This is a genomic window from Massilia sp. GER05, assembly GCF_052056005.1.
In the GTDB taxonomy this organism is placed as follows: Bacteria; Pseudomonadota; Gammaproteobacteria; order Burkholderiales; family Burkholderiaceae_D; genus Telluria; species Telluria orientalis.
In genome coordinates this window covers 4,614,206-4,639,434 of sequence record NZ_CP178858.1, presented here as the reverse complement: position 1 = coordinate 4,639,434, position 25,229 = coordinate 4,614,206, and the positions used below count along the sequence as shown (strand labels likewise).

Annotated in this window: 25 protein-coding genes; 11 read left to right on the top strand and 14 right to left on the bottom strand. The window is 66.8% G+C overall.

The window, feature by feature from the left end; genetic code table 11:
• Positions 1–197 precede the first annotated feature (197 nt).
• The 6 genes from ACL58G_RS20580 to queE form a co-directional block, all read right to left on the bottom strand.
• Positions 198–602, bottom strand: a complete 405-nt coding sequence (locus ACL58G_RS20580) for a hypothetical protein (protein ID WP_440962986.1) — start codon at positions 600–602, stop codon at positions 198–200.
• Positions 603–927: 325 nt separating this feature from the next.
• Positions 928–1,845, bottom strand: a complete 918-nt coding sequence (ldcA, locus tag ACL58G_RS20575) for a muramoyltetrapeptide carboxypeptidase (protein WP_440962985.1) — start codon at positions 1,843–1,845, stop codon at positions 928–930.
• Complete coding sequence (locus tag ACL58G_RS20570; RefSeq protein ID WP_440962984.1) at positions 1,842–2,768, bottom strand: alpha/beta fold hydrolase; 927 nt, start codon at positions 2,766–2,768, stop codon at positions 1,842–1,844. Before ACL58G_RS20570 ends, ldcA begins: the two co-directional genes overlap by 4 nt.
• 87 nt (positions 2,769–2,855) lie before the next feature.
• Positions 2,856–3,332, bottom strand: a complete 477-nt coding sequence (gene tadA / locus ACL58G_RS20565; protein WP_413340804.1) for a tRNA adenosine(34) deaminase TadA — start codon at positions 3,330–3,332, stop codon at positions 2,856–2,858.
• On the bottom strand, positions 3,325–3,771 hold the full coding sequence (queD, locus tag ACL58G_RS20560; protein ID WP_413388633.1) for a 6-carboxytetrahydropterin synthase QueD: 447 nt from the start codon (positions 3,769–3,771) through the stop codon (positions 3,325–3,327). The genes tadA and queD overlap by 8 nt, the downstream gene beginning before the upstream one ends.
• A gap of 6 nt (positions 3,772–3,777) precedes the next feature.
• Positions 3,778–4,413 carry a 7-carboxy-7-deazaguanine synthase gene (gene queE, locus ACL58G_RS20555; RefSeq protein ID WP_440962983.1) on the bottom strand — a complete coding sequence of 212 codons (636 nt, stop codon included), beginning with the start codon at positions 4,411–4,413 and terminating at the stop codon, positions 3,778–3,780.
• Positions 4,414–4,665: 252 nt separating this feature from the next.
• On the opposite strand from queE, the gene ACL58G_RS20550 reads away from it, so the two are divergent.
• Both ACL58G_RS20550 and ACL58G_RS20545 read left to right on the top strand, forming a co-directional pair.
• Positions 4,666–5,097 carry a hypothetical protein gene (locus tag ACL58G_RS20550; protein ID WP_440962982.1) on the top strand — a complete coding sequence of 144 codons (432 nt, stop codon included), beginning with the start codon at positions 4,666–4,668 and terminating at the stop codon, positions 5,095–5,097.
• Between the two features lie 104 nt (positions 5,098–5,201).
• Positions 5,202–6,185 (top strand): sensor domain-containing diguanylate cyclase, encoded by a 984-nt coding sequence (locus ACL58G_RS20545; protein ID WP_440962981.1) that lies wholly within the window; start codon positions 5,202–5,204, stop codon positions 6,183–6,185.
• Positions 6,186–6,269: 84 nt separating this feature from the next.
• Here the strand turns inward: ACL58G_RS20545 and ACL58G_RS20540 are convergent, their stop codons facing one another.
• On the bottom strand, positions 6,270–8,480 hold the full coding sequence (locus ACL58G_RS20540) for a hypothetical protein (protein ID WP_440962980.1): 2,211 nt from the start codon (positions 8,478–8,480) through the stop codon (positions 6,270–6,272).
• Between ACL58G_RS20540 and ACL58G_RS20535 the strand changes: the two genes are divergently transcribed.
• Positions 8,479–8,670, top strand: a complete 192-nt coding sequence (locus ACL58G_RS20535; protein WP_413340816.1) for a hypothetical protein — start codon at positions 8,479–8,481, stop codon at positions 8,668–8,670. The two genes, ACL58G_RS20540 and ACL58G_RS20535, sit on opposite strands and share 2 nt — an antisense overlap.
• An 87-nt stretch (positions 8,671–8,757) precedes the next feature.
• On the opposite strand, the gene ACL58G_RS20530 is transcribed toward ACL58G_RS20535, so the two are convergent.
• Entirely contained in the window at positions 8,758–9,006 is a 249-nt protein-coding gene (locus ACL58G_RS20530) for a hypothetical protein (RefSeq protein WP_413388642.1), read from the bottom strand.
• Between the two features lie 7 nt (positions 9,007–9,013).
• Positions 9,014–9,853 carry a DNA/RNA non-specific endonuclease gene (locus ACL58G_RS20525; protein ID WP_440962979.1) on the bottom strand — a complete coding sequence of 280 codons (840 nt, stop codon included), beginning with the start codon at positions 9,851–9,853 and terminating at the stop codon, positions 9,014–9,016.
• 173 nt (positions 9,854–10,026) lie between these two features.
• Between ACL58G_RS20525 and ACL58G_RS20520 the strand changes: the two genes are divergently transcribed.
• The 4 genes from ACL58G_RS20520 (at position 10,027) to ACL58G_RS20505 (ending at position 11,217) form a co-directional block, all read left to right on the top strand.
• Positions 10,027–10,413 carry a hypothetical protein gene (locus ACL58G_RS20520; RefSeq protein ID WP_440962978.1) on the top strand — a complete coding sequence of 129 codons (387 nt, stop codon included), beginning with the start codon at positions 10,027–10,029 and terminating at the stop codon, positions 10,411–10,413.
• Entirely contained in the window at positions 10,410–10,670 is a 261-nt protein-coding gene (locus ACL58G_RS20515; protein ID WP_413388646.1) for a DUF5985 family protein, read from the top strand. The genes ACL58G_RS20520 and ACL58G_RS20515 overlap by 4 nt, the downstream gene beginning before the upstream one ends.
• 1 nt (position 10,671) lies before the next feature.
• A complete protein-coding gene (locus ACL58G_RS20510; protein WP_413388648.1) occupies positions 10,672–10,944 on the top strand; it encodes a DUF5985 family protein in 273 nt (90 codons plus the stop codon).
• A gap of 63 nt (positions 10,945–11,007) precedes the next feature.
• On the top strand, positions 11,008–11,217 hold the full coding sequence (locus ACL58G_RS20505; RefSeq protein WP_413388650.1) for a hypothetical protein: 210 nt from the start codon (positions 11,008–11,010) through the stop codon (positions 11,215–11,217).
• On the opposite strand, the gene ACL58G_RS20500 is transcribed toward ACL58G_RS20505, so the two are convergent.
• Positions 11,207–12,040, bottom strand: coding sequence for a phytanoyl-CoA dioxygenase family protein (locus tag ACL58G_RS20500; RefSeq protein ID WP_413388652.1), 834 nt, complete (start codon positions 12,038–12,040; stop codon positions 11,207–11,209). The two genes, ACL58G_RS20505 and ACL58G_RS20500, sit on opposite strands and share 11 nt — an antisense overlap.
• 107 nt (positions 12,041–12,147) lie before the next feature.
• Here ACL58G_RS20500 and ACL58G_RS20495 point away from each other — a divergent pair, with 107 nt between their 5' ends.
• On the top strand, positions 12,148–14,520 hold the full coding sequence (locus ACL58G_RS20495; RefSeq protein WP_440962977.1) for an ATP-binding protein: 2,373 nt from the start codon (positions 12,148–12,150) through the stop codon (positions 14,518–14,520).
• Here ACL58G_RS20495 and ACL58G_RS20490 read toward each other — a convergent pair.
• Both ACL58G_RS20490 and ACL58G_RS20485 read right to left on the bottom strand, forming a co-directional pair.
• Positions 14,503–14,928, bottom strand: coding sequence for an NUDIX hydrolase (locus ACL58G_RS20490; protein WP_440962976.1), 426 nt, complete (start codon positions 14,926–14,928; stop codon positions 14,503–14,505). The two genes, ACL58G_RS20495 and ACL58G_RS20490, sit on opposite strands and share 18 nt — an antisense overlap.
• A complete protein-coding gene (locus ACL58G_RS20485; protein ID WP_440962975.1) occupies positions 14,925–18,608 on the bottom strand; it encodes a response regulator in 3,684 nt (1,227 codons plus the stop codon). Before ACL58G_RS20485 ends, ACL58G_RS20490 begins: the two co-directional genes overlap by 4 nt.
• A gap of 130 nt (positions 18,609–18,738) precedes the next feature.
• On the opposite strand from ACL58G_RS20485, the gene ACL58G_RS20480 reads away from it, so the two are divergent.
• The 3 genes from ACL58G_RS20480 (at position 18,739) to glf (ending at position 21,787) form a co-directional block, all read left to right on the top strand.
• On the top strand, positions 18,739–19,860 hold the full coding sequence (locus tag ACL58G_RS20480) for a mechanosensitive ion channel family protein (protein WP_440962974.1): 1,122 nt from the start codon (positions 18,739–18,741) through the stop codon (positions 19,858–19,860).
• Between the two features lie 172 nt (positions 19,861–20,032).
• On the top strand, positions 20,033–20,368 hold the full coding sequence (locus ACL58G_RS20475) for a KGG domain-containing protein (protein ID WP_413388663.1): 336 nt from the start codon (positions 20,033–20,035) through the stop codon (positions 20,366–20,368).
• Between the two features lie 264 nt (positions 20,369–20,632).
• Positions 20,633–21,787, top strand: a complete 1,155-nt coding sequence (glf, locus tag ACL58G_RS20470) for a UDP-galactopyranose mutase (RefSeq protein ID WP_440962973.1) — start codon at positions 20,633–20,635, stop codon at positions 21,785–21,787.
• On the opposite strand, the gene ACL58G_RS20465 is transcribed toward glf, so the two are convergent.
• Positions 21,788–23,707: a glycoside hydrolase family 97 protein gene (locus ACL58G_RS20465; RefSeq protein WP_440962972.1), complete on the bottom strand. Its 1,920-nt coding sequence runs from the start codon at positions 23,705–23,707 to the stop codon at positions 21,788–21,790.
• Position 23,708: 1 nt separating this feature from the next.
• A complete protein-coding gene (locus ACL58G_RS20460; protein ID WP_440962971.1) occupies positions 23,709–25,229 on the bottom strand; it encodes an alpha-L-fucosidase in 1,521 nt (506 codons plus the stop codon).

The following is a 25,229-nucleotide window of genomic DNA, read 5'->3' as shown; positions in this document are numbered from 1 at the left end:
CGCCTGGCCGAAGCCGTTTTGAGCCTGGATTACCTTGATGGTTTCCCAGTTTAAAATAACGTCATTTAAGCCGGGAGAGAATCCGTCGAACTTGAATGGTTCAAGCTGCATGCACGCCGCGAGTGTGGAAAGGACAGCATTACTGTTGTGCCCGCCAAATTTGGATTTGCGGCCTGAATAATCTGCATCTTTTCTTCCTAGTAATTTTCGCGTTTTGTCGTGCTCGCGATTTCTATCGCGTTTCGACGAATCTTTGCAGCAATATGGATGGTAAGTTTGTACCTTTCGGTGCGCGAAGCATCCGGGCTCATGATCGTGGTTTTGGCGGAGCCATCATATGTGCAGTCCGCAGGCGGCGTCGGGACACAAGTGAAGCCCAATTGCTCGAGTTTCCCGCGTGGGTCGGGCATTGCAAGGATGTCCGGCTTGTTGACGAGCTGACCGACCGCATAATCGATACCGACACTGCTGGTAAAGGCGGAATATCGAAGCGTTTTTGCTACCTCGCTATCGCCGAGTCCTGAATAATCCGCCGTGGCGACGGGGTCCAATGCGCATGCAGTCAGTAGCGCGAGCATGGGCGTATATTTGAGAATCTTCATTCGTAACCTGATCCGTAGCATCCAATAATGAGATGGTTAAGTTTTGACGTCCTCCCGGAATAAATGTAAATCGTGACGCAATGCTGATTGAAGTTCACGATTGCATCATTCCAGTAGGCAAAACACGTAACATTCTAGCCAAATGTTACTTTTGTTAAATTCTTTTATGCGCCATGAGAAGCTACCTTGGTCCGCTTGGGCGAGCGGACGCGGCCTGCCGAGACCCCTGGAAATTCGAGGCCATTGCAGTGGGCATATAGCAAGGAGTGGGTACGACGAATGCCCAAGCTGTGTTGGGCAGGATCTCTCTGTCGGGTGACCTGCGTCAGGCGGCCGAGAGCGTCGGGTAATCGGACATCTTCAGCGACCAACGGTCGCCATCGCACTGCAAATGCCCCTGCGCCCCGAACGGAATCGTCACGTGGCGCGCGATGTGGCCGAATTCCAGCCCCGTCAGCACCGGCACGGGCAAGGTCGCGCGGACATACGCCAGCATTTCGTCGAAGTTGTAGCCGTTGTCGTTCGCGCCGAGCCGGTAGCCGGAGAAATCGCCCAGCACGATGGCGCGCTGCTTGTCCAGCACGCCGGCCTGCAACAGCTGCAGCAGCATGCGCTCCACGCGGAACGGGTGCTCCGCGATGTCCTCCAGGAACAGGATGCCGCCGTCGATGCACGGGAAGTACGGCGTGCCCATCAGCGACATGACCATCGCCAGGTTGCCGCCCCAGACGATGCCCGTCGCGTCGAGGCGCGGGTTGGCCGCGCCGTGGCCGGAGATCGTGTGCGTGGGACCGGCCAGGCAATGCCAGAAATCGTTCAGCGTGAATTCGTTCGGCTCGGCCGTGCCCACGTCGGCCGTGAACATGGGCCCGGCGTAGCTGAGGGCGCCCGTCGTCGCGTACAGCGCCATGTGGAATGCCGTGACGTCGGAGTACCCGACGAAGATCTTGCCGCTGGCGGCCATGCGTTCGAAGTCGATGTGCGGCAGCAGGCGCGTCATGCCGTAGGCGCCGCGGATGGCCATGACGACCTGCACGTCCGGGTCGGCGGCCGCCGCTTCCAGCTGGGCGAGGCGTTCCGCGTCCGTGGCCCCGAAGCGCTGGTGGCGCTCTTCGTGCTTGTAGTAATTGTGGACCAGGATGCCCTGGGCTTCGAGGCGCGCGATGCCGCGCGGGATCGCTTCCGGCTCGGGCGCGTAGCTGCCCGGCGCGATGAGGGCAATGCCCGGTTTTGGGATGGTCACTGTTTGACGAAGAGCCTTGGTGTCGAGTCGGGCGCCATCTTACCGTGCGCATGGGCGTCGATCAAGGCGAGGAGCCGCTCCAGCAGCTGGGGCGGCAGGTCGTGCCCCATGCCCTCGATGACTTCGAGGCGGGCGCCGTGAATCGCCTGCGCCGTGTCGACGCCGCACGCGAGCGGCACGAGCGGATCGGCCGCGCCGTGGATCACGAGCGTCGGCGCGACGATCGTCTGCAGCTGCGGCGTGCGGTCGCCGCAGGCCGTCACGGCCAGCATCTGGCGCACGACGCCCCCCGGGCAGCAGTTGCGGCGCAGCGCGCGGGCGACGCGGCGGCGCAGGTGTTTTTCCGGCGTCGGATAGGCCGGGCTGCCGATCGCTTGCAGGAGCTGCACGTTGTACTCGATCGCCGCGTCGATGTCGCCGGCGCCCCGCGGACGGCGCAGCAGCGCGCGGCGGGCCACTTGCGTCGGGCCCGGCAGGCCGCGGCGGCCGCTGCTGGACATGATCGACGTGAGGCTGAGCACGCGCGACGGGTACTTGGCCGCCATCAGCTGTCCGACCATGCCGCCCATGGACATGCCGACGACGTGGGCGCGGGCGACGCCCAGCGCGGACAGCACGCCGATCGCATCGTCGGCCATGTCTTCCAGGCGGTACGGCGGTTTGAGCGGGATGCGCAGCAGCGACTTCAGCCAGGCGAGCCCGAGGCTCGGCGTGCCGGCGTGTTCGAACTTGGTGGACAGGCCGCTGTCGCGATTATCGAAACGGATCACGTAAAAGCCCAGCTCGACGAGGCCTTCGACGAATTCGTCCGGCCAGGCCGTCAATTGCAGGCCGAGGCCCGAAACCAGCAGCAGGGGTACGGATTTCGGATCGCCCGCCGTGTCGAAGGCGATGCGGATCCCGTTGGCGTTCAGGCTAGGCATTGTCGATAGCTGGGTCGTGAAATCCTCCGCTACCGGGAAGCAGCGAAGGCCTGGGACCAGCATATCATTTTTGGCAAACGGGTGGTGTCAGCCTTGCGTGCGCCGGGCGGCACGCCGCTCGGCGAAGAACCCCTTGAGCATGGCGCTCGCTTCGTCGGCCAGCACGCCGCCGACGACGTCCGTGTGGTGATTCAACTGCTCCAGCGCGAACAGGTCGAGGATCGAGCCGCACACGCCCGTCTTGGGATCGGGCGCCGCGTACACGACGCGGGCCAGGCGCGCGTGCATCATCGCGCCCGAGCACATCGCGCAGGGTTCGAGCGTCACGTACAGCTCGCAGCCAGGCAGCCGGTAGTTGCCGAGCTTGTCCGCCGCCGCGCGCAGGGCGACGATTTCCGCGTGCGCGGTCGGGTCATGGCGGCCGATCGGCTGGTTGAAGCCGGTGGCGATGATCGCGCCGTCGCGCACGACGACGGCGCCCACGGGCACCTCGCCCGCCGCCCAGGCCTTGCGGGCCTCCTGCAGGGCCAGGCCCATGTACGTATTGTCGTCCGCTTCAGGCATCCGTGATTTCGGCCCAGCAGTTCGGCGTCTCGTGCAGCACCAGCTTCTGCAGGCGCAGGCCGGTGCCGTAGCGGTCGGTGTAGGCCGCCTTCAGGATGTTCCACGCCACCTGCGCGAGGTTTTCCACGGTCGGGATGCGGTCGATCACGACGGTTTTATGGTTCGGCAGGCTGGCGAGGAAGCCGCGCACGGACTCGTCCTTCTCGTACACGAGGAAGGCGTGGTCCCAGACGTCGACGAGGTGCGCTTTCGCGAGTGCCTTGATGTCCGAGAAATCCATGATCATGCCGTTGTCGGAATTGCCTTCGACGTCGATGACGGCACCCGTCAGCGTGATTTCCAGCGTGTAGCGGTGGCCGTGCAGGTTGCGGCACTGGCTTTTATGGTCGGGGATGCGGTGGCCGGCGTCGAATTCCAGCTTGCGGGTAATGGTCAGCATGTGTGCTCAGGGGATGTTCAGGAGTTTATGGGTCTGGAGGCTGAGCTTCCACTTCGGGTTGCGGCGGCACGTGTCGATGGCCAGTTGCGTGTTGAACTGGGCCAGCGGGCCGTCCATCGGCTGCACGAAGAAGTTGTCGAAATCCAGGTGTTCGTACGCGGCCAGGTCCTGGCCCGCCTGCGGGATGACGACCTTGAGCTCGTTGCCCTTTGCAACCACCAGTGTCGAGCCCATCTTCGGGCTCACGCAGGTCCAGTCCACGCCCGGCGGCACCGGCAAGGTGCCGTTCGTCTCGATGGCGATCGTGAAGCCGACGGCGTGCATCGCGTCGATCAGGGCCGCGTCCAGCTGCAGCAGCGGCTCGCCGCCCGTGAATACGACGTATTTGCTGGCCGGATAGGTCTCCGGCCACAACCCATTGATTTCCGCCGCGAGGCTGGCGGCATCCTTGAATTTGCCGCCGCGTTCGCCGTCGGTGCCGACGAAATCCGTGTCGCAGAACTGGCAGACGGCCGTGGAACGGTCCGCTTCGCGGCCCGTCCACAGGTTGCAGCCGGAAAAGCGGCAGAACACGGCCGGGCGGCCCGCATGGGCGCCCTCGCCCTGCAGGGTGTAGAAGATCTCTTTGATGCTGTAAGTCACAGTAAAAATCCGGTAAGGCTCGCGTCAACCTTCCATTATACCGCGCCCCGGCCGGGTGGCAGAAGAGGCGCATTTCCCACGCATGGTGCTGTAAAGATGGCAAAATTGATGGTGAGCAAAAACGTGCCATTCGGAAAGTCGTACCTTTGGATACGGAAAGTTCCTAATCAAGTCGTCCTAGTCCTCGCCGGAGGGATCGTGATGAAAACCCTGCTGCTTCAGTCGCTGCGTGTCACGCTCGGGGCCCTGCTGTTGCTCACCGCGTGGTTCGGCCTGTCCGAACACGCCCGCATGCTCGCGGTGCCGGAGCGGCTGCAACTGGGTGTGCTGGTGCTCGTCGCGTTGTCCGTGCTGTTTGCCGTGCTGTTCCGGCGCGTGCACAGCGAGGACCAGATCGCGCGCCTGGAGGCCGCGCTGTGCCGGGAACAGAAGGCCCGCAGCCAGGCCGACCAGGCGCTGGCCGAGTCCGATATGCTGCTGGGGCGGCTGACGGGTGGCCCGGACGGCCGCCGCGGCAACCTCGACCCGCTCGCGCAACTGGTGGCCATCCAGACCGAGCTGCTGCAGGTGCGCCGCCAGTACGCGCTGGAAGATCCGCTCCTCGCGTCGCGCATCGATCTATTGTGCACCCGGGTCGACCGGGTCGCCCAGGCGATCGTCACCCACGCCGACGAGCCGGGGTAACAGCCCCGTCCACCCTTGCTGAAAATCAAGGGGGCGCCATTGTCTGTAGCGCACAATCGGTTCTCGTCAGCAAGTAATTGCTAATCAGAACCGAAGGACGGTACATGACAAGCACAACAACAATACAGCGGCTCATGGATGCCTCGGGCGCGCCGGCCGATCGCGCTTTCGCCCACCAGTTGATGGAGACGCTGGCCATTCCCATTTTCGTCCTCGACACGACATCCCGCGTGATGCTGTGGAACCGCGCCTGCGAGCGGCTGACGGGCGTGCCCGCGCGCGACATCATCGGTACGCGCGACCACTGGCGCAGCTTTTTCGAGGAGCGCCGCCCCACCCTCGCCGACCTCCTGATCGAAGAACGCGCCGGCGAAGCGCACCAGCCCCGCATCGGCCTGCCCGAGGATCCGCACCTGTCCGCCGAAAGCTGGTGCGACATGCCGCGCATGGGCCGCCGGCGCTACCTGGCTGCGGACGCGAGCCCGATCTACGACGAACGCGGCCGGCTGGCCGCCGTCGTGGAGACGCTGCGCGACATGACGGATGAAAAGCTGGCCCAGATCGCGCTCGAACAACTTGCCACGCGCGACGGCCTCACGGGCCTGGCCAACCGCCGTTGCTTCGACGAGACGCTGCACGCCGAATGGGCGCGCGCGCTGCGCCAGCGCCAGCCGCTGTCGCTGCTGATGGTGGATGTGGACAATTTTAAGGCGTATAACGACGCGAATGGCCACCTGGGCGGCGACGAATGCCTGAAACGGATCGCCACGGCCGTCGCCAGCGAAATGCGCGCCAACGACCTCGTGGCGCGCTATGGCGGCGAGGAATTCGCCGTGATCCTGCCGAACCAGTCACTGAAGGGCGCCGCGACCGTCGCCGAACGCATCCGCGCCCGCGTCGAACAATTGCAAGTCCCCAACCGCCTGGCGCCGGGACAGCACGTGACCGTGTCGATCGGCGCGGCCACCGCGATCGCCACGCCCGACAACAGCGCCAGCGAACTGGTCGCCATTGCCGATGCGGCGCTGTACCGGGCCAAGCATATGGGACGGAACCGGATCAGCTTGCCCCTCACCGAACTGGCATAAGCCACGTCGTTCCCGCGCAGGCGGGAATCCCTGCCGAGTGTCTCGTTCAACCCGGCATGGGTCCCCGCCTCCTTGGGGCGACGGTCAGCCGATGGTCGCCCTGTCCCATCCGTGCCGCACCGCGGCCTTCATCTTCTCCCAGGTCGACGCGCCATCCTTGCCGTAGCGCGTATCCCAGTCGGCCCGCAGGTCGTTCTCGACGTCCGACCAGTCGCGGTTGCGATAGCGGACGTCATTGCGCATCTCGGCGCCGTAGCGATAGGCCGGGGCCAGGTCGTCGTAGCTCGTCCCGCCCGGCTTGTACGTGTTCGTCCAGTGCGTGCGGTAGTGGCTGTCGTCGTCCGTGGACGTCGTCTCGCCCGTCATGCTTTCCCAGCCGTGGCGGACGGCCGCCTTGATGCGTTCCCACGCGGACGGTTCGTTGTCCGTGCCGTACCTGCTGTGCCAGTCCTTCTTGAGGTCGTGCTCGACGTCGTCCCAGTCGCGGTCGCGGTAGGTGCCGCTGCTGCGCATCTCGTTGCCGTAGCGATAGGCCGGCGCGACGTCGTTGAAGTCCGTGCCGCTGGCGGCGTAGGTCGACTCGTAGTGCGTATGGTAGTAGGTCGAGTCGTCGTCCATGTCCGGGGTGATCTTGTCCCAGCCATGGCGCACGGCGTCCTTGAACTTCTCCCACGTCGACCCGCCCGTCGTGTAGCGCGAGTCCCAGTCGGATTTCAGGTCGGACTGCACGTCGTCCCAGTGGCGGCTGCGGTATTTCTGCAGGCGGCGCGCTTCGTTGCCGTAGCGGTAGGCCGGCAGGTAGTCGTCGTAGTTGTCGTCCGCGTTCGAGTACCGCGCGTTCCAGTGGCTGCGGTAATAGCTGTCGTTATCGATGTCCGGGGTGATCTTGTCCCAACCGCGGCGCACGGCGGCCTTGAATTTCTCCCACGTGGACTCGCCCGGATGACGCGATTCCCAGTCGCTGCGCAGGTCCGACTCCACCTCGTCCCACGAGCGGTCGCGGTATCTGGCGCTCGAACGCATCTCCGTGCCGTAGCGGTAGGCCGGCTCGTAGTCGGCGTAGCCGCCGCCCAGGCTCGAATAATTGTCGTGCCAGTCCGAGTGGTACCAGTCGTCCGTGTTCAGGTCCGGGGTGATCCTGTCCCAGCCATGGCGCACGGCCGCCTTGAATTTCTCCCACGTCGACTCGCCCGGATGGCGCGTTTCCCAGTCGGTGCGCAGGTCCGGCTCCACCTCGTCCCACGCGCGGTCGCGGTAAGTCGCGTCGCGCCGCATGTCGCTGCCGTAGCGGTATGCGGGTGCATAGTCGTCGTAGCTGCCGCCCAGGCTCGAGTAATTGTCGTTCCAGTGGCTGCGGTAGGTATCGTCGTACGTATCGCTCATGCCGCCGTCATGCGAGAACACGCGCACGTTCCCGCGCGAGACGGAGCCTCCCGTATCGCGCTGCATGGAGCTGCCGACGCGGGCCGTGCCGCCCAGCGACGTGTCGTCCGAGCCGGGAATCGATGCGGTGCCCTGCAGCGTGGCGCCGCTCTGGTTCAGCGAACCGCTCTGCGCCGACTGCAGCGACGAGGAGGTGGCCGGGTTCTGCGCCGAGCTCTGGGTGCCGCTCAGCGTGTTGCCGCCGATGGCGCTGTCCATCGATCCGCCCGACTGCTCCGAGGCGCCCAGCGGCTCCTCGTAGGTCTGCCCTTTCGGGACCGGATCGTTGATGTTCTGCGTGGCGAAGAAGTTGCGGTCGTCGTGGCCCGTGAACTGCAGCGAACCCGGTTCCGTGCCCGGGGGCGTGCCCTGGTACGAGCCGGACGAGGCGGAACCCGATCCGGGGCTGCCCGACTGCGCGGACATGCTGCCCGATTGCCGCATCGCGGACGCCGCGCCTCCGGGGACGCCCGCGTTGTCCGGCTCGCGCGTCCACTGGTCGTGGTGCTCGTCGATGTCGACGGGGCCGAAGCGCTCGATGATGTCGGCGGCGCGTTCGACTTCCGGCTCGGAGTCGGTCGTCAGGGTCAGGACGTGATGGCCGCGCGTGACGGCGTACGAGTACTTCATCGCGTGTTCGTTCGTGTCGGATCCGAACAGGCCCGTGAAGAAGTGCTTGATCGAGGCGCCGAAGCCTTCCTCGCGTTCGCCCTCCAGCAACTCGTTGTCGCCGGTGACGCTGTTCGACTGGCCGGTGGGGTCGGCGCTGGAGAGGCTCGCATCGGTGCGCGGGAAGCCCGACGCCAGCAATTCGTCCAGGGCGCTTTGTGCGTCGCTTCGGTTGTCGAAGACTGCTACCAGGGTGTGTCGCATGATGTTCCTCCGCTGTATTGGTGAAGAAGACACCGGCTTCCGCGAAGCGCGCCACGCCGACCTGCTCGCCTCCGAGCACGACGTTTTCCGCGTGGAGCTCCTCACGCCGGTTCCTTGTCGAGACTACTCCAAAGCGGCCGCGTTGCGCGCACCATTGACCGGCTACAACTCATGCGTATCGCACCCATGAAAAACGGGCCGTGTGGCCCGCGTTTCGTCCATGTTATCCATGGGTTCAGTGAGCACGCGCACCGACCGGCACGCGGCAATCCGGCTGTCAGCCGAACGGATTGGCGACCGTTTTCACGTCGGGCGGCGGCAGCCGGTCCGGCAGGTCGCGCGCTTCCAGGCCGGCGACGATGCGGCCCAGCAGGTCGTGCAGCAGGCGCGCCCTGGCCAGGCCGTCCTTGTCGGCCGTGAGGTCGACGTCGCCCGCCACCGTGACCCGGTCGAGCCGGTTCTCGAGCGTCAGGTTGCCGATCTCGACGACGTCGGCCTCGTTCTCGTAGGGTGCAAACTTGGTCATAAGGTTCCTATTTACGGTTGCGGGACGGCTTGACGCGCACTTCCGGCAGCGCCAGCACGCGTTCCTTCTCGGCGTCGGACAGCGCGGGCAGCAGGTTGATGCCGATGATGCGCTCGAGCTCCGGGATCGGGATCACGTTCGCCTTCGCATCCGCCGCGTTCTCGACGAACCACGCGGCGCCGGCGCGCTGGCGCGGGCTGTACACGAGTTTATACAAATGGGTCGGCACGAGCACGTTGCCGATCTTCTTCAGGTCGGCGCCGAGGAAGGCCGGCCCCGTCACCACGTACAGGTCGCCCTCCTTCTTCGCCATCTTGCGCACGGCGCCTTCGATGCCGGCCCACAGGTTGCGGTTGTTCGCGCCGTCCTGCGGGACGATGTTGGCGAGGCTGAAGCTGTCGCGCTGGCTGTCGCGATCCGGCATGTCGCCGTTCGGGGCCATGTGGCCGCGGTCGTAGCCGCTGCGCGAGTAATCCGATAACTCCGCGCGCTGGCCGGCCGGCAGGCGCGCTTCGGAATGGAACGAGTTTTCGCGCGACAAATCCTGCGCCGCCGCGATATTCTCTGCCTGCAGGTGTTCCGCCGACCACAGCGGCGTGCGTGTGATCCCCGAGTGCAGCACGCTGAACACGTTGAAGCACAGGGTTTCCGTCTTGTTGCCGAGCTTGGGATTCGTGATGCGCGGCGCCTGGCCGGCCACGAAATGGTCGTCGCAGGATTGCGGCTGCGGTGCGCGCGCTTCCGTCTGGACGCGGGCCGGGGCCGGGTTCGTGGACTCGCGCTTGCACGCGCCGAGGGATAACAGCGATGCCAGCACGAGCGCCGGCGTGACAAACTTCTTGAACATGATGAAAAGACAAATCAACGATCGCGCCATTTTAGCCGACGCGCGCTTGCGCTTCCTCAGGGGTTTCCTGTGTGCATAGCCGCGCACGCTTGAAATCCACCTGCATTTCCGAAAAGAATGCTATACAATCCAAGTTTCAAAAAGCTAAGTACATTTGTCCAAATTAAATGGCGATGGATAATTCCTCCATACCCGAGGACCTCCGGCGCTTCGTGCTGACCAGCATCCCCTCGGTCCCTTTCCTGGAAGCGCTGTTGCTGATGCGCGCCGATCCGGACTACGCCTGGCGCCGCGATACGCTGGCGCGGCGGCTGTACGTGCGCGAAAAGACGGCGGAAGACCTGCTCGCCGACCTGTGCACGGCCAGGATCGCTGTGCCGTGCGAGGAAGCCGGGGCCTACCGCTATGGCCCGGCCGATGCCGGCCTGCGCGAACGGATCGACCGCCTGGCCGATGCGTATGCGACGCACCTCGTCGAAGTCACCCACCTGATCCACTCTTCACTCGACCGCAAGGCCCAGCAATTTGCGGACGCGTTCAAATGGCGTAAGGATTCATGATGGCGATTACCATCTATTCGCTGTGTACATTGACGTCGCTGGCGTGCGCCTGGCTGCTGCTGGGCAGCTATCGGCGCACCGGCCACCGGCTGCTGTTCTGGAGCGGCGCCTCGTTCGCCGCACTGACCGTGAACAACGTGTTCCTCATGCTGGACAAGGTCGTGTTCCCGGATATCTACCTGCTCCCCGTGCGCCAGGTGTCGGCCCTGGTGGCCATGCTTCTGCTGCTGTACGGCCTCATCTACGAGAAAGAATGACATGAGCAACCTGATTTCCGGCGCCATCGTCATGGCTTCCTTCGTGATCGCGCTGTTCTTCCTGCGCTTCTGGCGCAACTCGCGCGACCGTTTCTTCCTGTACTTCTCCCTGTCGTTCGGCATCGAGGGCGTGCACCGCATCGTGTCGGCGCTGACGTTCGACGAGGCCGAGGACACGCCCCTGCACTACCTCGTGCGCCTGCTGGCGTATGGGCTCATCCTGTGGGCGATCCTGGAAAAGAACCTGCCCGCGCGCCGCCGCGACGGCAAGTAGCGTGCGCCGCGGCCGCCCTTCCCCGCGCCATAATCGGCCCGACACCACTATCGGGAGGACGCCATGACAGGACAGGACAAACGCAAGGATCAAAGCGCCCAGCGCGCCGATCCGGGCCAGCAGCAGCGCGCCGAAAACCGCTCGGAGTCTCTGTTGCCAGGGGACGATGCCGGCGACGGCCGCTACGACGTGGCCGAGGAAGTGAACCTCGACCAGCAGTCGGACCAGCTGCGCCGCGTCGGCAAGCCGCCGCAGGACATCCCTAAACCGTAAGCCCCATCTTCAGGCCCTCGATCGCGTGGGCCTGTTCGATGTGTTCCAGCGCCGGCACGATGCGGCAGCGCAAGTGGTCGCGCACCTCGGCCGGCAGCGCATCCCAATAGGCCTGCGTCACCTGCAAGTCGTGCTTGTCGGCGTTGCGGCCGTCCGGCGCATCCACGCCCAGCACGAGCACGGGACGCGACTGCTGGCTGCGGTTCGCCGTGCCGCGGTGGATCGTCAGGGCCGAACGGGCCGAGATGTCCCCGACTTTCGGCAGCTTGCGCTGGGCGCGCGCCTCGTAGCGCGGGTACAGCGACTTGTCGGGAAACATGAGGTCGCCGCCGGCGAGGTCGTCCCATTGCGTGCCGGGTGCGATCTCGAATGGGCCGATCTCTTCCGTCACATCCACCGTCGTGAGGTTGAAGGCGAGCGAATTCAGGCGGCGCCCGACCAGCGTTTCCGGCGGCGACGGAAAGTCGCGGTGCCACGGCTGGTGCATGGCGCCCGGGAACGGGATGTCGAAGCCGACCTCCACGATCTTGTAGTCCGGCCCCAGCACGGCCCGGCACACGGCGACGACCCACGGGTGCGTCGCCAGCTCGGCGAAGCCGCGCAGCCGTTCCGGATGCACCTCGACGTAATAGCGGCACGGGCCGCGTTCGAGGGCGCCGTTCGGACGCGCACGCGCCTCGGCGAACAGGGTTTCGATGTCTTCCTTCAGTTGCGCTACCCACGCGGCGCTGAAGGCGCCCTTGCAGGCGATGATGCCGTCGCCGTACAGGCCGCCCATGATGGCGCCCACGTCGTAGCCGGCGCTCTCGTTCGATGCTTGCATGCTGATCTCCTCGCTAGACCTCGGCCATCCTACCGGCGATCGGCGGGAGACGGCGCCCGAATGTCACCGTTGACAGTTGGCCGTTCAGCTCCTACAGTCGCATCACGATGACTTCCACTTCCCGTGTGAGCGGCCGGATGCAGGGACGCGTGCTGTTCCTGTGCGACCGTCCCGTTTCCGACCCGGCCATCGGCACCGTTGCCGCCGAGATGGGCTACGACCTCGTGCGTGCGGGCACGCTGGACGAGGCGCTGGCGCACGCCCGCCACGGCGACGACCTGCCCGGCTTCGCCCTCGTCCTGGCCGGCTATTCCGGCAACGTCGACGCCCTGTTCGACAGCGTGCGCCGCCTGCGCGCCGCCCTGCCGGAGGCGCCCGTGATCGCGCACGGCGTGCCTGGCTCCCCGCCGTTCACGCTCGAGTCGCTGTACGACGCCGGCGCGCTGGCCGTGCTGCACGATCCCGTCTCCGTCCCCATCCTCAAGGCCAAGGCGCGCTTCTTCCTGGAAGCCTACGCCACGGCGGCCGAGCGGCGCCGGGCGGAGACCGCGCTGCAGGACACCCGCGCGCGCCTGGAAGCCATCATCGCCGCGGCCGAGGTGGCCGTGTGGTCGCTGGACATCGCCACGGGCCGCATCCGGGGGGACGCGCGCATGATCGAGATGTTCGGCCTGCGTCCCGAAGACGGGCAAAGCGCCGAGGTGGCCACGTATTTCGCCGCGATCCATCCGGACGACGTGCCGCCGACCCAGGTCCTGCTCGGCCGCGCCATGGAGACGGGGGCGCCGTACGATGCCACGTTCCGCGTCCGTACGCCGGACGGCGCGTGGCGCTGGGTGCTGGCGCGCGGCCACCTGGACCGGCATGCCGGCACGCGCGGCATGATGCGCGGCGTCGTGATCGACGCGTCGCTGCAGAAAGAGGCGGAGGAGCGGCTGCAGGCGAGCGAGGAACGCTACCGCACGCTGTTCGACGCGATCGACGAAGGCGTGTGCGTCGTCGAGATGCTATACGACGATGCCGGCATCCCGAACGACTACCGCTTCCTCGAGGTCAATCCGGCGTTCGTGAAGGCCACGGGGCTGGCCCATGCCGTCGGGCGCACGATGCGCTCGCTCGTCCCGCAGCACGAGGCCCACTGGTTCGAGACCTACGGCCGCGTCGCGGCGACGGGCGAGCCGGCGCATTTCGTCGACGAGGCGGCGCACATGGGCCGCTGGTACGACGTGTACGCGGCGCGCGTGGGTCCGGCCGGCAGCCGCAAGGTGGTCGTGCTGTTCACCGACATCACGGAACGCCGCCGCACGGAGCTGGAGCTGCGCCGCCTGGCCGACGACCTGGCCGAGCAGGACCGCCGCAAGACGGAATTCCTCGCCACGCTGGCGCACGAGCTGCGCAATCCGCTGGCGCCCATCCGCAGCGGCCTGCAGCTGATGCGGCGCGCCCGCTCCGACCCGGCCGCCATCGCGCGCGTGCAGGACATCATGGACCGCCAGCTCGACCACCTCGTGCACCTCGTCGACGACCTGCTGGACGTGGCCCGCATCACGCGCGGCCAGGTCGACCTGAAGCCGGCGCTGGTGCCGCTCGCGGACGTGCTGAACGCGGCCGTCGAAACGAGCCTGCCGCTGATCGAGGCGGCGCGCCACGAGCTCGACGTGCGGCTGCCGGGCGAGCCGCTGATGCTGCACGCGGACGCCAACCGCATCACGCAGGTCGTCAGCAACCTCCTGAACAACGCGGCGAAATACACCCCGCGCGGCGGCCACATCGTGCTGGCGGCGGAGCGCGACGGCCGGCAGGCGCTGATCGCCGTGTCCGACAACGGCATCGGCATCCCGCCCGACGCGCTCGACGAAGTCTTCCGCATGTTTACGCAAATCCCGAACGCGACCCGGCACATGCCGGGCGGCCTCGGGATCGGCCTGTCGCTCGTGAAAAGCCTCGTCGAGCTGCACGGCGGGACGATCCAGGCGGCCAGCGCCGGCATCGGCACGGGCAGCGTCTTCACGGTGCGCCTGCCGCTGGCCGACCATGGCGCGGACAAGGCGGCGCCCGGCGCGCCGGGCCCGGACCCGACCCGCATTCCGGCGCTGCGCCTGCTCGTCGTGGACGACAACCGCGACGCGGCCGACACGCTGGCCGCGCTGCTGACCGTGATGGGCCACGACGTCGCGGTGGCGCACGACGGCCACCAGGCGCTGCGCATGCTGGGCGGCCTGGAACCGCACGCCGTGTTCCTCGACATCGGCATGCCCGGCCTGTCCGGCTACGAGGTGGCGCAGGCCGTGCGGCGCGAGGCGCGCCACGACGGCGTCATGCTCGTCGCGCTCACCGGCTGGGGCGGCGCGGACGACCGCGCGCGCACCGCGCAGGCCGGGTTCGACGCGCATCTCACGAAGCCGGCGACGGTGACGGCCATCGAGTCCGTGCTGCGCGACGTGGAATCGCGGCGGACTCCTTCACCAGCCGATCGCTAGCAGCTTCGCGGCCATGCGCGGCCAGCACAACGCCGCGACCTCGTCGCGCGTGGCCCAGCGGAAGGCATCCATCTCCGGCGTCGGCCTGCCCGTCACGTGGTGCGGGAACATGCTGGTGCACACCAGGTGCGCAAGGTCCGGCAGCGCCTCGCCCACGTCCACGCGGAACAGGTGCAACACCTTGTCGCGCCGGTAGTCGAAGCGGCCCAGCTCGCGGAAGGCGCCGGCCGGGAATGCGAGGCCCGTCTCTTCGAACAGTTCGCGCATGGCCGCGTCCAGCAGCGTTTCGCCCGGATCCCGCAAGCCCTTCGGGATGTCCCAGCGCGGCGTGTGCGTGACGTGGCCCAGCAGCAGCCGGCCGCCGGCGTCCACCACGAGGGTGCCGCAGGAGACGTCGACGGTCTTCATGGCAGCGTGCGCGCGGCGGCGGCCAGCGCCTGTTCCAGCGCCTCCAGGCTCACGGGCTTCGTCAGGTGCTGGTCGAAGCCCGCCTCGTGCGACTGCTGCTGGTCGCTCTGCGCGCCCCAGCCGGTCAATGCAATGAGGACGATCTGGCGCATCCCCTGGTTGCGCCGGATCGCGCGCGCCACCTCGTAGCCGCTCATGCCGGGCAGGCCGATGTCGAGCAGGACCAGGTCCGGCTGCGCCTCGAGCGCCAGGCGCAGACCTTCCGGGCCGTCGCGCGCGACCGATGTCGTGTGGCCGAGCGCGTCGAGCAGCGCGACGAGGCTGTCGGCCGCATCCGCGTTGTCGTCGACGACCAGCACCCGGAGGGGCGCCGGTGGCCGCGCGTGCGCGTCCTCCCCGGTCGCGCGCGGACGCGCGTGCGGCGAGCCGGGTTGCAGCGGCAGACGCACCGTGAACGTGCTGCCGTGGCCCCGGCCGGCGGAAAACGCGGCGACGCGCCCGCCGTGCAGCTCGACGAGGCGGCGCACCAGCGACAGACCGATCCCGAGGCCGCCCTGTGCCCGGTCGAGGCTGCCGCGCACCTGCGTAAACATCTCGAACACGGAGCCGATCGCATCCGGCGGAATGCCGATGCCGCTGTCCGACACGGCGACCACGGCGTGCCCGTCCTCGCGCCATGCGGACAGCGCGACGCGCCCGCCGGCCGGCGTGTACTTGGCGGCGTTGTTCAGCAAGTTCGACAGCACCTGCACCATGCGCGTGACGTCCGCCTCGAGCGGCAGCCGTTCCTCGGGCAGGTCGACGTCCAGGCGGTGGCCGTGCGCTTCGATCAGCGCGGCGCTCGTCTCCACGGCCATCTGCGCGATGACCTTCAGGTCGACGTTCTCCCGTTTCAGTTCGATCTTGCCGCGCGTGATGCGGGCGATGTCGAGCAGGTCGTCGACGAGGTGGATCAGGTGGCCCAGCTGGCGGTCCATCATCGCGTGGATGCGCGCCAGCGCGTCCTTGTCGGCCGGCGCCATGCGCAACAGGTCGAGCCCCGTGCGGATCGGGGCCAGCGGGTTGCGCAGTTCGTGCGCGAGCGTGGCGAGGAATTCGCTCTTGCGGTGGTCCGCCTCGGACAGGTCGGCGGCCACGCGGCGCAGCTCGTCCTCGGCGCGCTTCTGCGCCGTGATGTCGCGCGTGATGGTCGCGAGGCCGATGTTGTTGCCCTCCGCGTCGCGCACCGCGAACCCCTTGAAGTAGACGGGCAGCGGCGGCCGGCCGTCCGGTTGCGCCAGGCGCAGTTCTCCCTCCCATTCGGCCGCGCCGACCGTCAGCGCGGCCATCACGTGGTCGCGCACGAACGGCCGGTCTTCGCGCGGGAAGAAATCGATCATGCGCCAGGCGGCGATGTTGGTGCGGTCATCGAGGCCCGCCATGCGCCGGCCCGCCGGGTTCAGGTAGATGCCGCCGGCGTCCGGCGTGAAGATGCCGATGAAGTCGGACGACTGCTCGGCCACGGCGGCCAGGCGCCGGATGCCCTCTTCGGCGCGGCGGCGGTCGGTCTCGTCGCGGAAATACAGCGCGAGTCCGCCGGCCCCCTCCATCGGGAACGAGTTGATCTCGAACCAGCGGCCCTCGGCGTCGTCGTACGCTTCGATGCGGGATCGTTCGCGTTCCAGCGCCGTGCGCCGCAGCGCGCGTTCCTGCTGGCTGCCTTGCAGGCGCGCGAACAGGTCCCAGAACTGGGCGCCCACGAGTTCCTCGCGCGGCTTGCGCGTGACGGCTTCGGCCGCGCCGTTCGCGTACGTGATGCGCCAGGCCGGATCGAGCGCGATGAAACCCTCGCTCATGCTTTCCAGGATCGCGCGCGAGCGGTGCTCCGCGGCCTGCCGTTCGGCCGCCTCGTGGCGCTGGCCGATCACGAGCGACGCGGTATTCGCCAGCAGCGCGAGCGCCGCCTCTTCCTGCGGGTTCGGCAGGCGCCGTTCGCGGTAGTACAGGGTGAACGTGCCGAGCACCGTGCCGGACGGCGCCAGGATCGGCAGCGCGCGCGCCGCGCGCAGTCCGTGCCCCTGCGCGAGCAGCACGTGCTGCTGCCACAGCGGGTCGGTCGCGATGTCGGCGCAGACGATCGGTGCGCCCTGCCACGCGGCGCTGCCGGCGGCACCCGCGACGGGGCCGACGGGCACGGTGTCGAGCGCGCGCTGGAATTCCACGGCGAGCGACGGCGCCGCCGCGTGCTGCAGGCGCCCGCCGCCGGCCATCAGCTGCACGGAGGCCAGCGCCGCGCCGCCCGTGTAATCCTCGGCGGTGCGGGCCAGCACGTCGAGCACGTCGCCGAGCGGCGCGTCGGTGACGGCCAGTTCCAGCGCGCCGCGCTGGCCGATGGCCAGCAGGTTCGCACGCGCGCGCTCGGTGACGTCGACGCCGTGCAGCAGCACGCCCGACACGCTGCCGTCCGGTTCCCGCAGGGCCATGCACACGAAGTCGAGGAAGTGTTCCTCCAGGCCCGTGTGCGCGTCGCCGGTGCCGTCCGCGGCAGGGGCCAGCAGCAGGCGCACGTTATGGCCCTCGACCGCTTCGCCGCTCGCGAACACGCGGTCCAGCACGTCGGCAAAACCCTGCCCCGCCAGTTCCGGCAAGGCCGTTCGCACGGGGCGCCAGGCAAGCTTGCGGCCGCCGGCCAGTTCCAGGAAGCGCTGGTTGGCCATCTCGATCACGTGGTCCGGGCCGCTCATCACGCACATGATGGCGGGCGCGCGGTGGAAGATGTCGCGCATGCGCTCGCTGGCGGCCTGCAGCTCGCGCAGCAGCCGTTCGCGTTCGGCCTCGGCCTCGCGCCGGCTTTCGTCCAGTTCGTGTTCGCTCTCGGCCAGCCGTTCGGCGGCCAGCTTTTCGGCGGTGGCGTCGCGGATGATCTTGGCAAAGCCGACGTGGACGCCCGCCTCGTCGCGCAGCGGCACCATCACGCCGTCCGCGAAGAAACGCGTGCCGTCGCGGCGCAGGTGCCAGCGGCGGTCCTCCGCGCGGCCCTGTTCGAGCGCGCGCCGGGCTTCCAGCTCGGGCTGGCCGTGCGCCACGTCTTCCGGCGTGAACAGCAGGTCGGCGCCGCGCCCGCGCATGTCGTCGGACGACCAGCCGGTGATCGCGGCGGCGCCCCCTTCCCACTCCGTCACGATGCGGTCGACGTCCGTGCCGATGAACGCATAGTCGCGGATGTTGTCGAGGATGAGCCGCAAGCGGGCATCACGCGAACGCAGCTGGGCGCGGTGGCGTTCTTCCTCGATGCGGGCCAGTTCCGCGTTCTTGCGGTACAGGTCGATGAACACGGCGACCTTGGCCCGCAGGACGATGGGATTGAGCGGCTTGGTGAGATAGTCGACCGCGCCCAGCGCGTACGCGCGCTCGAGCGGGAATTCGTCGGCGTCGCCGGCGGTGAGGAAGATGATGGGCAGGCTGTGCGTTCGCGGGTGCTCGCGGATCAGCTCCGCCAGCTCGAACCCGTTCATCGTCGGCATGCGCACGTCCAGCAGCACGACGGCGAAATCGTGGGCCAGCACTTCGCGCAGCGCCGCCTCGCCGGACGTCACGGACACGAGCGTCTGCCCCAGGTCCGCCAGGATGGCCTCGAGCACCGCCAGGTTGGCCGGCTGGTCGTCGACGAGCAGGATCTTGGTGGTCTGGTCGGAGGCCATCGGTGTCGGGCGGTGTATTGATGCAAATAAGACAATGTATGCCGCGCCCTTCCGAAAGTCAATTGTGCGCGGCCGGATGGCGCCCGCCCGCACACTGGCGGCTGGCTTTCGTTTTTAGTGAATCATGTCGATGACGTTTCCCTTCCTGTCCCGATCCGGGCATGTCTCCTTTCTCAACAATGGTGTCGAAGACTGGGCCCTGGCCCTGGGCGTGGCGCTTGGCAGTGCCGTCGCGATGGTGTTCCTGCGCGCGTTCGTGCTGCGGCGCATGGAAGCGCTGTCGCGCCGGACCGAAACCCGGCTGGACGACTTCGTCACGGCGATGCTGTCGAAGACGTATCTGCTGTTCATCCTCGCGTTTGCCGTGTATTTCGGCAGCACGTTCCTGGAACTGACGGCCAGGCAGGACAAGTTCGTCACCCGCATCGCCATCGCGTCGCTGCTGCTGCAGGCGGCGATCTGGGGCGACACGGGCCTGCGCGCATGGCGCGACCGGTTCAGCATCGGCCCGGTCGACGGCGCGCGGCGCGCATCGAGCAGCGTGCTGTGCTTCATTTCGCGGCTGCTGCTGTGGGTGGTCGTCACCCTGATGATCCTCGATAACTTCGGGATCAACATCACGACCCTCGTGGCCAGCCTGGGCATCGGCGGCGTGGCCGTCGCGCTCGCCACGCAGAACATCCTTGGCGACCTGTTCGCGTCGCTGTCGATCATGCTGGACAAGCCGTTCGAGGTCGGCGATTTCATCATCGTGGGCGACGTACTCGGGTCGGTGGAACACATCGGCCTCAAGACGACGCGCGTGCGCGGGCTCGGCGGCGAACAGGTCGTGTTTTCCAACGGCGAGCTGCTGAAAAGCCGCATCCACAACCACAAGCGCATGCAGACGCGGCGCGTGGCGTTCGTCCTGCGCGTCGCGTACGGCACGCCGGAAGACCAGCTGTGCCGCATCCCGCAGATCATCCGCGAGATCGTCTCGAGCCAGCAGAACGTCGACTTCGAGCGCGCCCACTTCTTCAGCTGGGGCCAGTGGTCGCTGGATTTCGAAGTCGTGTACCACTTCCGCAGCCCGGACTACATCCTGCACATGGATGCGCAGCAGGCGATTTTCCTCGAGATCTACCGCCGCTTCCAGAAGGAAGGCATCGAGTTCGCGCACCCGCTGTCGATCGTGCGGCTGGACGACCCGAAGCTCGCGGAATCCTTCCTGCGCCGCGGCGATGCGATGCCGCCGGGGCCGTCCGTGCACTGATTGTTGCACCAAAATGGACAGACTCATCCTACAAGTCAGCCGTAAGAATTCCTATTCACCATGCATAAGGACGGGCTTACCATGGACTCACCTCTTCCCGATCGGACGTCACGAGACGCTGCTCCGGCAGAGGAAGTGCAAATGCGCTCAACCCACTTAAAGGAGAACGATCATGGCATCGAACAACCAACAAGGCGGTAACAAGGGCAACAACCAGAGCGGCGATACCAGCAACCGCGGTTTCGCATCGATGGACCCGCAAAAGCAGCGCGAAATCGCATCGGAAGGCGGCCGCGCCGCCCACGCTTCGGGCAATGCCCACGAGTTCACTTCGGAAGAAGCACGCCGTGCCGGCTCGATGAGCCACAAGAACGACGGCAACAGCCAGAGCGGTAACGCTGGCAACTCGCAGAGCGGCAATCAGCGGGGTAACAGCACGCGCGGCGGCACGCCGGAGCAGCACGCCAAGGCCGGCTCGCAGAGCCACAAGAACGATGGCAAGCGTTAATGCGCAAGCGTTAATGCGCAAGCGCTGATCACTCACCGCTTGGCGTGACGAAAACCGCTGGCTTCGGCCGGCGGTTTTTGTATTTGCGTGACGCGTTCGAATAATCGCCATGCATTCGTCCGCATCCAATTGTGCGGGGCCAAACGGGTGAGAGGTGATATATTTTTGGCACTATATTTCACATTCCTATCGTGTAGTAACTGCAAGTCACCAGCAGCGCATGCGGGCATGGGTCACACATCACTTTTCAAACAGGATCAGCGAATGAAAAAAAATATTGCCATTGTCGGTGCTGGATTTTCCGGAGCTGTCATCGCCCACCAGCTGGCCCATGCGGGCTACACCGTCGAGATCTTCGAGGCGCGCGACCACATCGCGGGAAATTGCCACTCAGAGCGCGACAGCGAGACCGGCGTCATGGTCCATGTGTATGGACCGCACATTTTTCACACCGATAACGAACGGGCGTGGGAATTCGTCAACCGTTTCGCGGAATTCATGCCCTACGTGAACCGCGTGAAGGCGATCACGAACAACCGCGTGTTCACCCTGCCGATCAACCTGCTGACGATCAACCAGTTCTTCGGCAAGACGTTCCGTCCGGCCGAAGCCCAGGCGTTCATCCAGTCGCTGGGCGACAAGTCGATCGAGAATCCGCAGACGTTCGAGGAACAGGCGCTGCGCTTCGTGGGCCGCGAACTGTACGAAGCCTTCTTCAAGACGTACACGATGAAGCAGTGGGGCCTGCATCCGAGCGAACTGCCGGCCAGCATCCTGAAGCGGCTGCCCGTGCGCTTCAATTACGACGACAACTATTTCAACCACAAGTACCAGGGCATGCCGAAGGACGGCTACACGGCGCTCGTGGAAAACATCCTGAAGGTGCCGGGCATCAAGGTGCACCTCGGGACGCGCTTCGATCCGGCGTCCAAGGCGGATTACGACCACGTGTTCTACAGCGGCCCGATCGACGCCTGGTTCAAGCACGTCGAAGGCCGCCTGCCGTACCGCACGCTGGATTTCGAAGTCTTCCGCGACACCGGCGACTACCAGGGCAACGCCGTCATCAACTACTGCGATGATTCGCAGACCTATACGCGCATCACCGAGCACAAGCACTTCTCGCCGTGGGAACAGCACGAGCGCACGATCTGCTACATGGAGTACAGCCGCCAGTGCGAGGAAAACGATACGCCGTACTACCCGATCCGCCAGGCGCGCGAGAAGGCGCAGCTGGAAAAATACGTGAACCTGGCGCGCACCGAGCCGAACGTGACTTTCGTCGGCCGGCTCGGCACGTACCGCTACCTCGACATGGACGTGACCATCCACGAGGCGCTGCTCACCGCGGACAAGTTCCTCGAGGCCGCGCGCGAAAACGTCCGGATGCCCGCCTTCGCGATCGACCCGCTGGCCTGATCACCGGGCTTCGAGGATCACCGCCGCGCCGCCCGCCCCCGCCAGTTCCAGGGCCAGGGCGTCGCGCGGCGTCACGTCCGCTTCGCGCAGCTTGACGTTGTTCGGCGTGGCGCCGTCTTCCCAGATCGTCGCCTTGTAGCGCCCGGCCGGCAGGAAGTCCAGCGGCACGCGCTTGGTCGTCGTGCCCTCGTCCGCGGACATCGCGCCCACGTACCACGTCGTGCCCTGGCGCCGCGCCAGCACGATGTCCTTGCCCGGTTCGCCGGACAGGAAACGGGTCTCGTCCCACGCCGTCGGCACCTGGCGGATGAAATCGAAGCCTTCGGCGTCGCGGTAGGCGTCCGGATCGTCGGACACCATCTGCAGCGGGCTGTCGTACACCACGTACTTCGCCAGTTCCTGGCCGCGGGTGTTCTGCACGAACGGCAGCTCGGCGCGTACCTGGAAGGCCGCGGGCGCGACGTTGCGGAAGCCGCCCGGCGTGTAATCGATCGGCCCGGCCAGCATGCGCGTGTACGGCAGCATCAGGTTGTGCTCGGGCGTGACCTTCTTCTGCATCTTGCTCCACTCCGCGCCCAGGACGCCTTCCTGCGTGATGAAGTTCGGATACGTGCGCTGCAGGCCGGCGGGCACGTAGGCGCCGTGCAGGTCCAGCAGCAGGTGGCGCTGGGCCGTGGCCCGCGCGACGCGTTCGTAGAATGCCACCATGTCCTGGTCGTCGCGGCTCATGAAGTCGATCTTGACGCCCTTGATGCCCCAGCGCGCGTAGGTGTCGAGCACCTCGTCCATGCGCGCCGCGACGTGTTCCCAGTGGGCCCACAGGATCAGCCCGACGCCCTTCGAGGCCGCGTAGCGCACCAGTTCCGGCATGTCGATGCCGTCGGCGGTGCGGGTGATGTCGGTGGTCGGCAGCGCGACCCAGGCGTCGGCGTTGGCGCCTTTGGACCAGCCCGCGTCGATCAGGTAGTACGGGAAGCCCGATACGGCGGCGAAGTCGATGAAGCGGCGGTAGGCCGCCATGTCCGGCTTCATGCCCATGAGCGGACCCGACCACCAGTCCCATGCGGCCTTGCCCGGCTTGACCCAGCTGAAATCGCCCTGCGCGGCGGGATTCAGGTTGCCGACCAGGTTCGAGGCGATCAAATCGCCCGGCCGGTTGCCCAGCATGACGACACGCCAGGCGGTCTGCAACCCGCCCTGCGATGCGTACACGGGCGCGGCGCGGCCCGGCACCGGCGAGAGATGCACGCGCAGGCCGGCGCCATCGCGCCACAGCGACGCACCCGTGTAGCCCCCGAGGTTGGCCTGGGTGATCGCGTAGGCGGTGCGGCCGGACGGCGTCGTGCACACGACCGGCACGTCGTAGCCCTTCTTGTCGTCCAGTTGGGTGATCTTCTGGCGTGCGAACGGCACTTCATGCGCGCCGTCGAACACCGAGATCAGGCAGTCCGGATCGCCCGCAGGCACGAAGCCCGTCTTTTCGCCGCGCAGGCGGACGGGATCGCTGCCGTCGATGCGGTAGCGGAAGGCGACGCCGTCGTCGTAGGCGCGCACGTCCACGAGCAGGCGGCGCGTGGCGTCCGCGCGGTCGCGGAACTGGAGCGTCGCGGCGCGGTAGCGGTCGCGCGCGCTCGACGCCTTCGTCGCGACGAGCGGAATGGCGCGGTCCGCGCTCGTCCTGGTGACCTTTTCCAGCACCAGCGCGCCGAACTCCGGCTGGCCGTCGAATTCGAGGCCCAGCGGCGACGTAGCGATCACCGTTTCGCCGCCGCGCGTCACGGCGTAGCTGCCGCCGTCCCGCGCGATCTTGATGACGGCCCGCCCGTTCGGCGACGTCACCGCGACCTGCCCCGTGGAAGCGGCGGACGCGGCACCGCTGAAGGCGGCCAGCAGCGCCAGCGTCAACATACGCATGTTCATGTCAGAATCCGATCTTGAAGCTGGAGGCGATCGTGGTCGGCAGGCTGGCCGGCACGTCGATCACGAGGGCGTCGTCCTGCTGCTTCCAGCGCAGCGGCGCGGTGGCGCCCACGAGCGACACCGACTTGACCGGGCGCTTGTCCAGCCCGGCCTTCGCGCCGAGCGACGCGATGCGCACCTGCCCCTTCGGCTCGCCCAGCGTGATGGCGTACACGGATCCGCGCTTGGTGGTGAAGCGGATGTCGGCGGCCGTGTAGTCCGCGTTTTCCTTGAACGCGCCGCCCTCCGTCTTCGTCGGGCCTTCGCCGAACGTCTTCCACGGCCGCGTGCCGTAGATGGCTTCGCCGTTGACCTGGATCCACGCTGCCATCTCGTCGAGGAATTTACGGGATTCCGGCGGCAGGCTGCCGTCCGGGTACTGCACGACGTTGAGGAGCAGGTTGCCGTTCTTGCTGACGATGTCGGCCAGCATGGTCACGACGTCGCGCGTGGTCTTGTACTTGTAGCCCTCGCTATAGAACCAGTCGCCCATCGACGTGTCGGTCTGCCACGGCAGCGGCTGGATGCCGTTCATGACACCCCGCTCGACGTCCTGTACACCGGCCTTGCGCAGGAACTCGCCGGAGCCGATGTCCTTGTGGTTGTACACGGCTTCCAGCTTGCCGTGCGTCTTGATGTTCTCGTTGTAGAAATTCGCGACGAGGGTCCTGCCGGTGTCGCCGAACGGAATGCCGCCGTCGGAGTAGAGCAGGTCCGGCTTGTAGTGCGTCACGAGGTCGGTGATGCGGTTGAACCATTCCTGGTGATACGCCGCGTCCTTCGTGTACCACTTCTGGCCGCCGCCGAACAGCTCGTCATGCTTCGGGTGGTACAGGTCCGCGTACTGCGGATCGGCACCGTCGTACGGCACGCCAAGCTGCGGGAAGACCTCGTCGTGCCCATGGCTGGTCCCGAACCAGCCGTAGCTCGCGCCCAGGTGCTCGGAGACGCCGAAGCGCAGGCCCGCCTTGACGGCCGCCTTCTGCCAGTCGCCGACGATGTCGCGGTGCGGTCCCATCTTGACGGCGTTCCAGCGGTGGTACTTCGAATCCCACAGGTCGAAATTGTCGTGGTGGACGCCCATGCTGACGAAATACTTCGCGCCGGCCTTGGCGTACAGCGCCATCAGGGCGTCGGGATCGAATTTCTCGGCCTTCCACAATGGGATGATGTCCTTGTAGCCGGACTTGGACGGGTGGCCGTAGTGCTTGAGATGGTGTTCGTACTGCGGCGTGCCGTAGATGTACATATTGCGCGCGTACCAGTCGCCGGCGCGCGGCACGGCCTGCGGGCCCCAGTGGGACCAGATGCCGAACTTGGCGTCGCGGAACCAGCCCGGGGTTTCGTACTTGTCCAGCGAGGCCGGATCGGCGGCGAACGGGCCGGCGACGTGCGTCAGCTGGACGGCCTTGTCGGCAGCGGATGCGAGCGGACTGGCGAACAGGCCGCACAGGATGAGGGTGGAAAGAAGTGAGCGGCGCAA

Bases quoted from the DNA above. Each gene is read 5' to 3' on its own strand.
- ACL58G_RS20580 (WP_440962986.1), bottom strand. From the start codon at position 602: ATGAAGATTCTCAAATATACGCCCATGCTCGCGCTACTGACTGCATGC.
- ACL58G_RS20570 (WP_440962984.1), bottom strand. From the start codon at position 2,768: ATGCCTAGCCTGAACGCCAACGGGATCCGCATCGCCTTCGACACGGCG.
- tadA (WP_413340804.1), bottom strand. From the start codon at position 3,332: ATGCCTGAAGCGGACGACAATACGTACATGGGCCTGGCCCTGCAGGAG.
- queD (WP_413388633.1), bottom strand. From the start codon at position 3,771: ATGCTGACCATTACCCGCAAGCTGGAATTCGACGCCGGCCACCGCATC.
- ACL58G_RS20545 (WP_440962981.1), top strand. From the start codon at position 5,202: ATGACAAGCACAACAACAATACAGCGGCTCATGGATGCCTCGGGCGCG.
- ACL58G_RS20535 (WP_413340816.1), top strand. From the start codon at position 8,479: ATGATGTTCCTCCGCTGTATTGGTGAAGAAGACACCGGCTTCCGCGAA.
- ACL58G_RS20540 (WP_440962980.1), bottom strand. From the start codon at position 8,480: ATGCGACACACCCTGGTAGCAGTCTTCGACAACCGAAGCGACGCACAA.
- ACL58G_RS20530 (WP_413388642.1), bottom strand. From the start codon at position 9,006: ATGACCAAGTTTGCACCCTACGAGAACGAGGCCGACGTCGTCGAGATC.
- ACL58G_RS20525 (WP_440962979.1), bottom strand. From the start codon at position 9,853: ATGTTCAAGAAGTTTGTCACGCCGGCGCTCGTGCTGGCATCGCTGTTA.
- ACL58G_RS20520 (WP_440962978.1), top strand. From the start codon at position 10,027: ATGGATAATTCCTCCATACCCGAGGACCTCCGGCGCTTCGTGCTGACC.
- ACL58G_RS20515 (WP_413388646.1), top strand. From the start codon at position 10,410: ATGATGGCGATTACCATCTATTCGCTGTGTACATTGACGTCGCTGGCG.
- ACL58G_RS20510 (WP_413388648.1), top strand. From the start codon at position 10,672: ATGAGCAACCTGATTTCCGGCGCCATCGTCATGGCTTCCTTCGTGATC.
- ACL58G_RS20505 (WP_413388650.1), top strand. From the start codon at position 11,008: ATGACAGGACAGGACAAACGCAAGGATCAAAGCGCCCAGCGCGCCGAT.
- ACL58G_RS20500 (WP_413388652.1), bottom strand. From the start codon at position 12,040: ATGCAAGCATCGAACGAGAGCGCCGGCTACGACGTGGGCGCCATCATG.
- ACL58G_RS20495 (WP_440962977.1), top strand. From the start codon at position 12,148: ATGACTTCCACTTCCCGTGTGAGCGGCCGGATGCAGGGACGCGTGCTG.
- ACL58G_RS20490 (WP_440962976.1), bottom strand. From the start codon at position 14,928: ATGAAGACCGTCGACGTCTCCTGCGGCACCCTCGTGGTGGACGCCGGC.
- ACL58G_RS20485 (WP_440962975.1), bottom strand. From the start codon at position 18,608: ATGGCCTCCGACCAGACCACCAAGATCCTGCTCGTCGACGACCAGCCG.
- ACL58G_RS20480 (WP_440962974.1), top strand. From the start codon at position 18,739: ATGACGTTTCCCTTCCTGTCCCGATCCGGGCATGTCTCCTTTCTCAAC.
- ACL58G_RS20475 (WP_413388663.1), top strand. From the start codon at position 20,033: ATGGCATCGAACAACCAACAAGGCGGTAACAAGGGCAACAACCAGAGC.
- glf (WP_440962973.1), top strand. From the start codon at position 20,633: ATGAAAAAAAATATTGCCATTGTCGGTGCTGGATTTTCCGGAGCTGTC.
- ACL58G_RS20465 (WP_440962972.1), bottom strand. From the start codon at position 23,707: ATGAACATGCGTATGTTGACGCTGGCGCTGCTGGCCGCCTTCAGCGGT.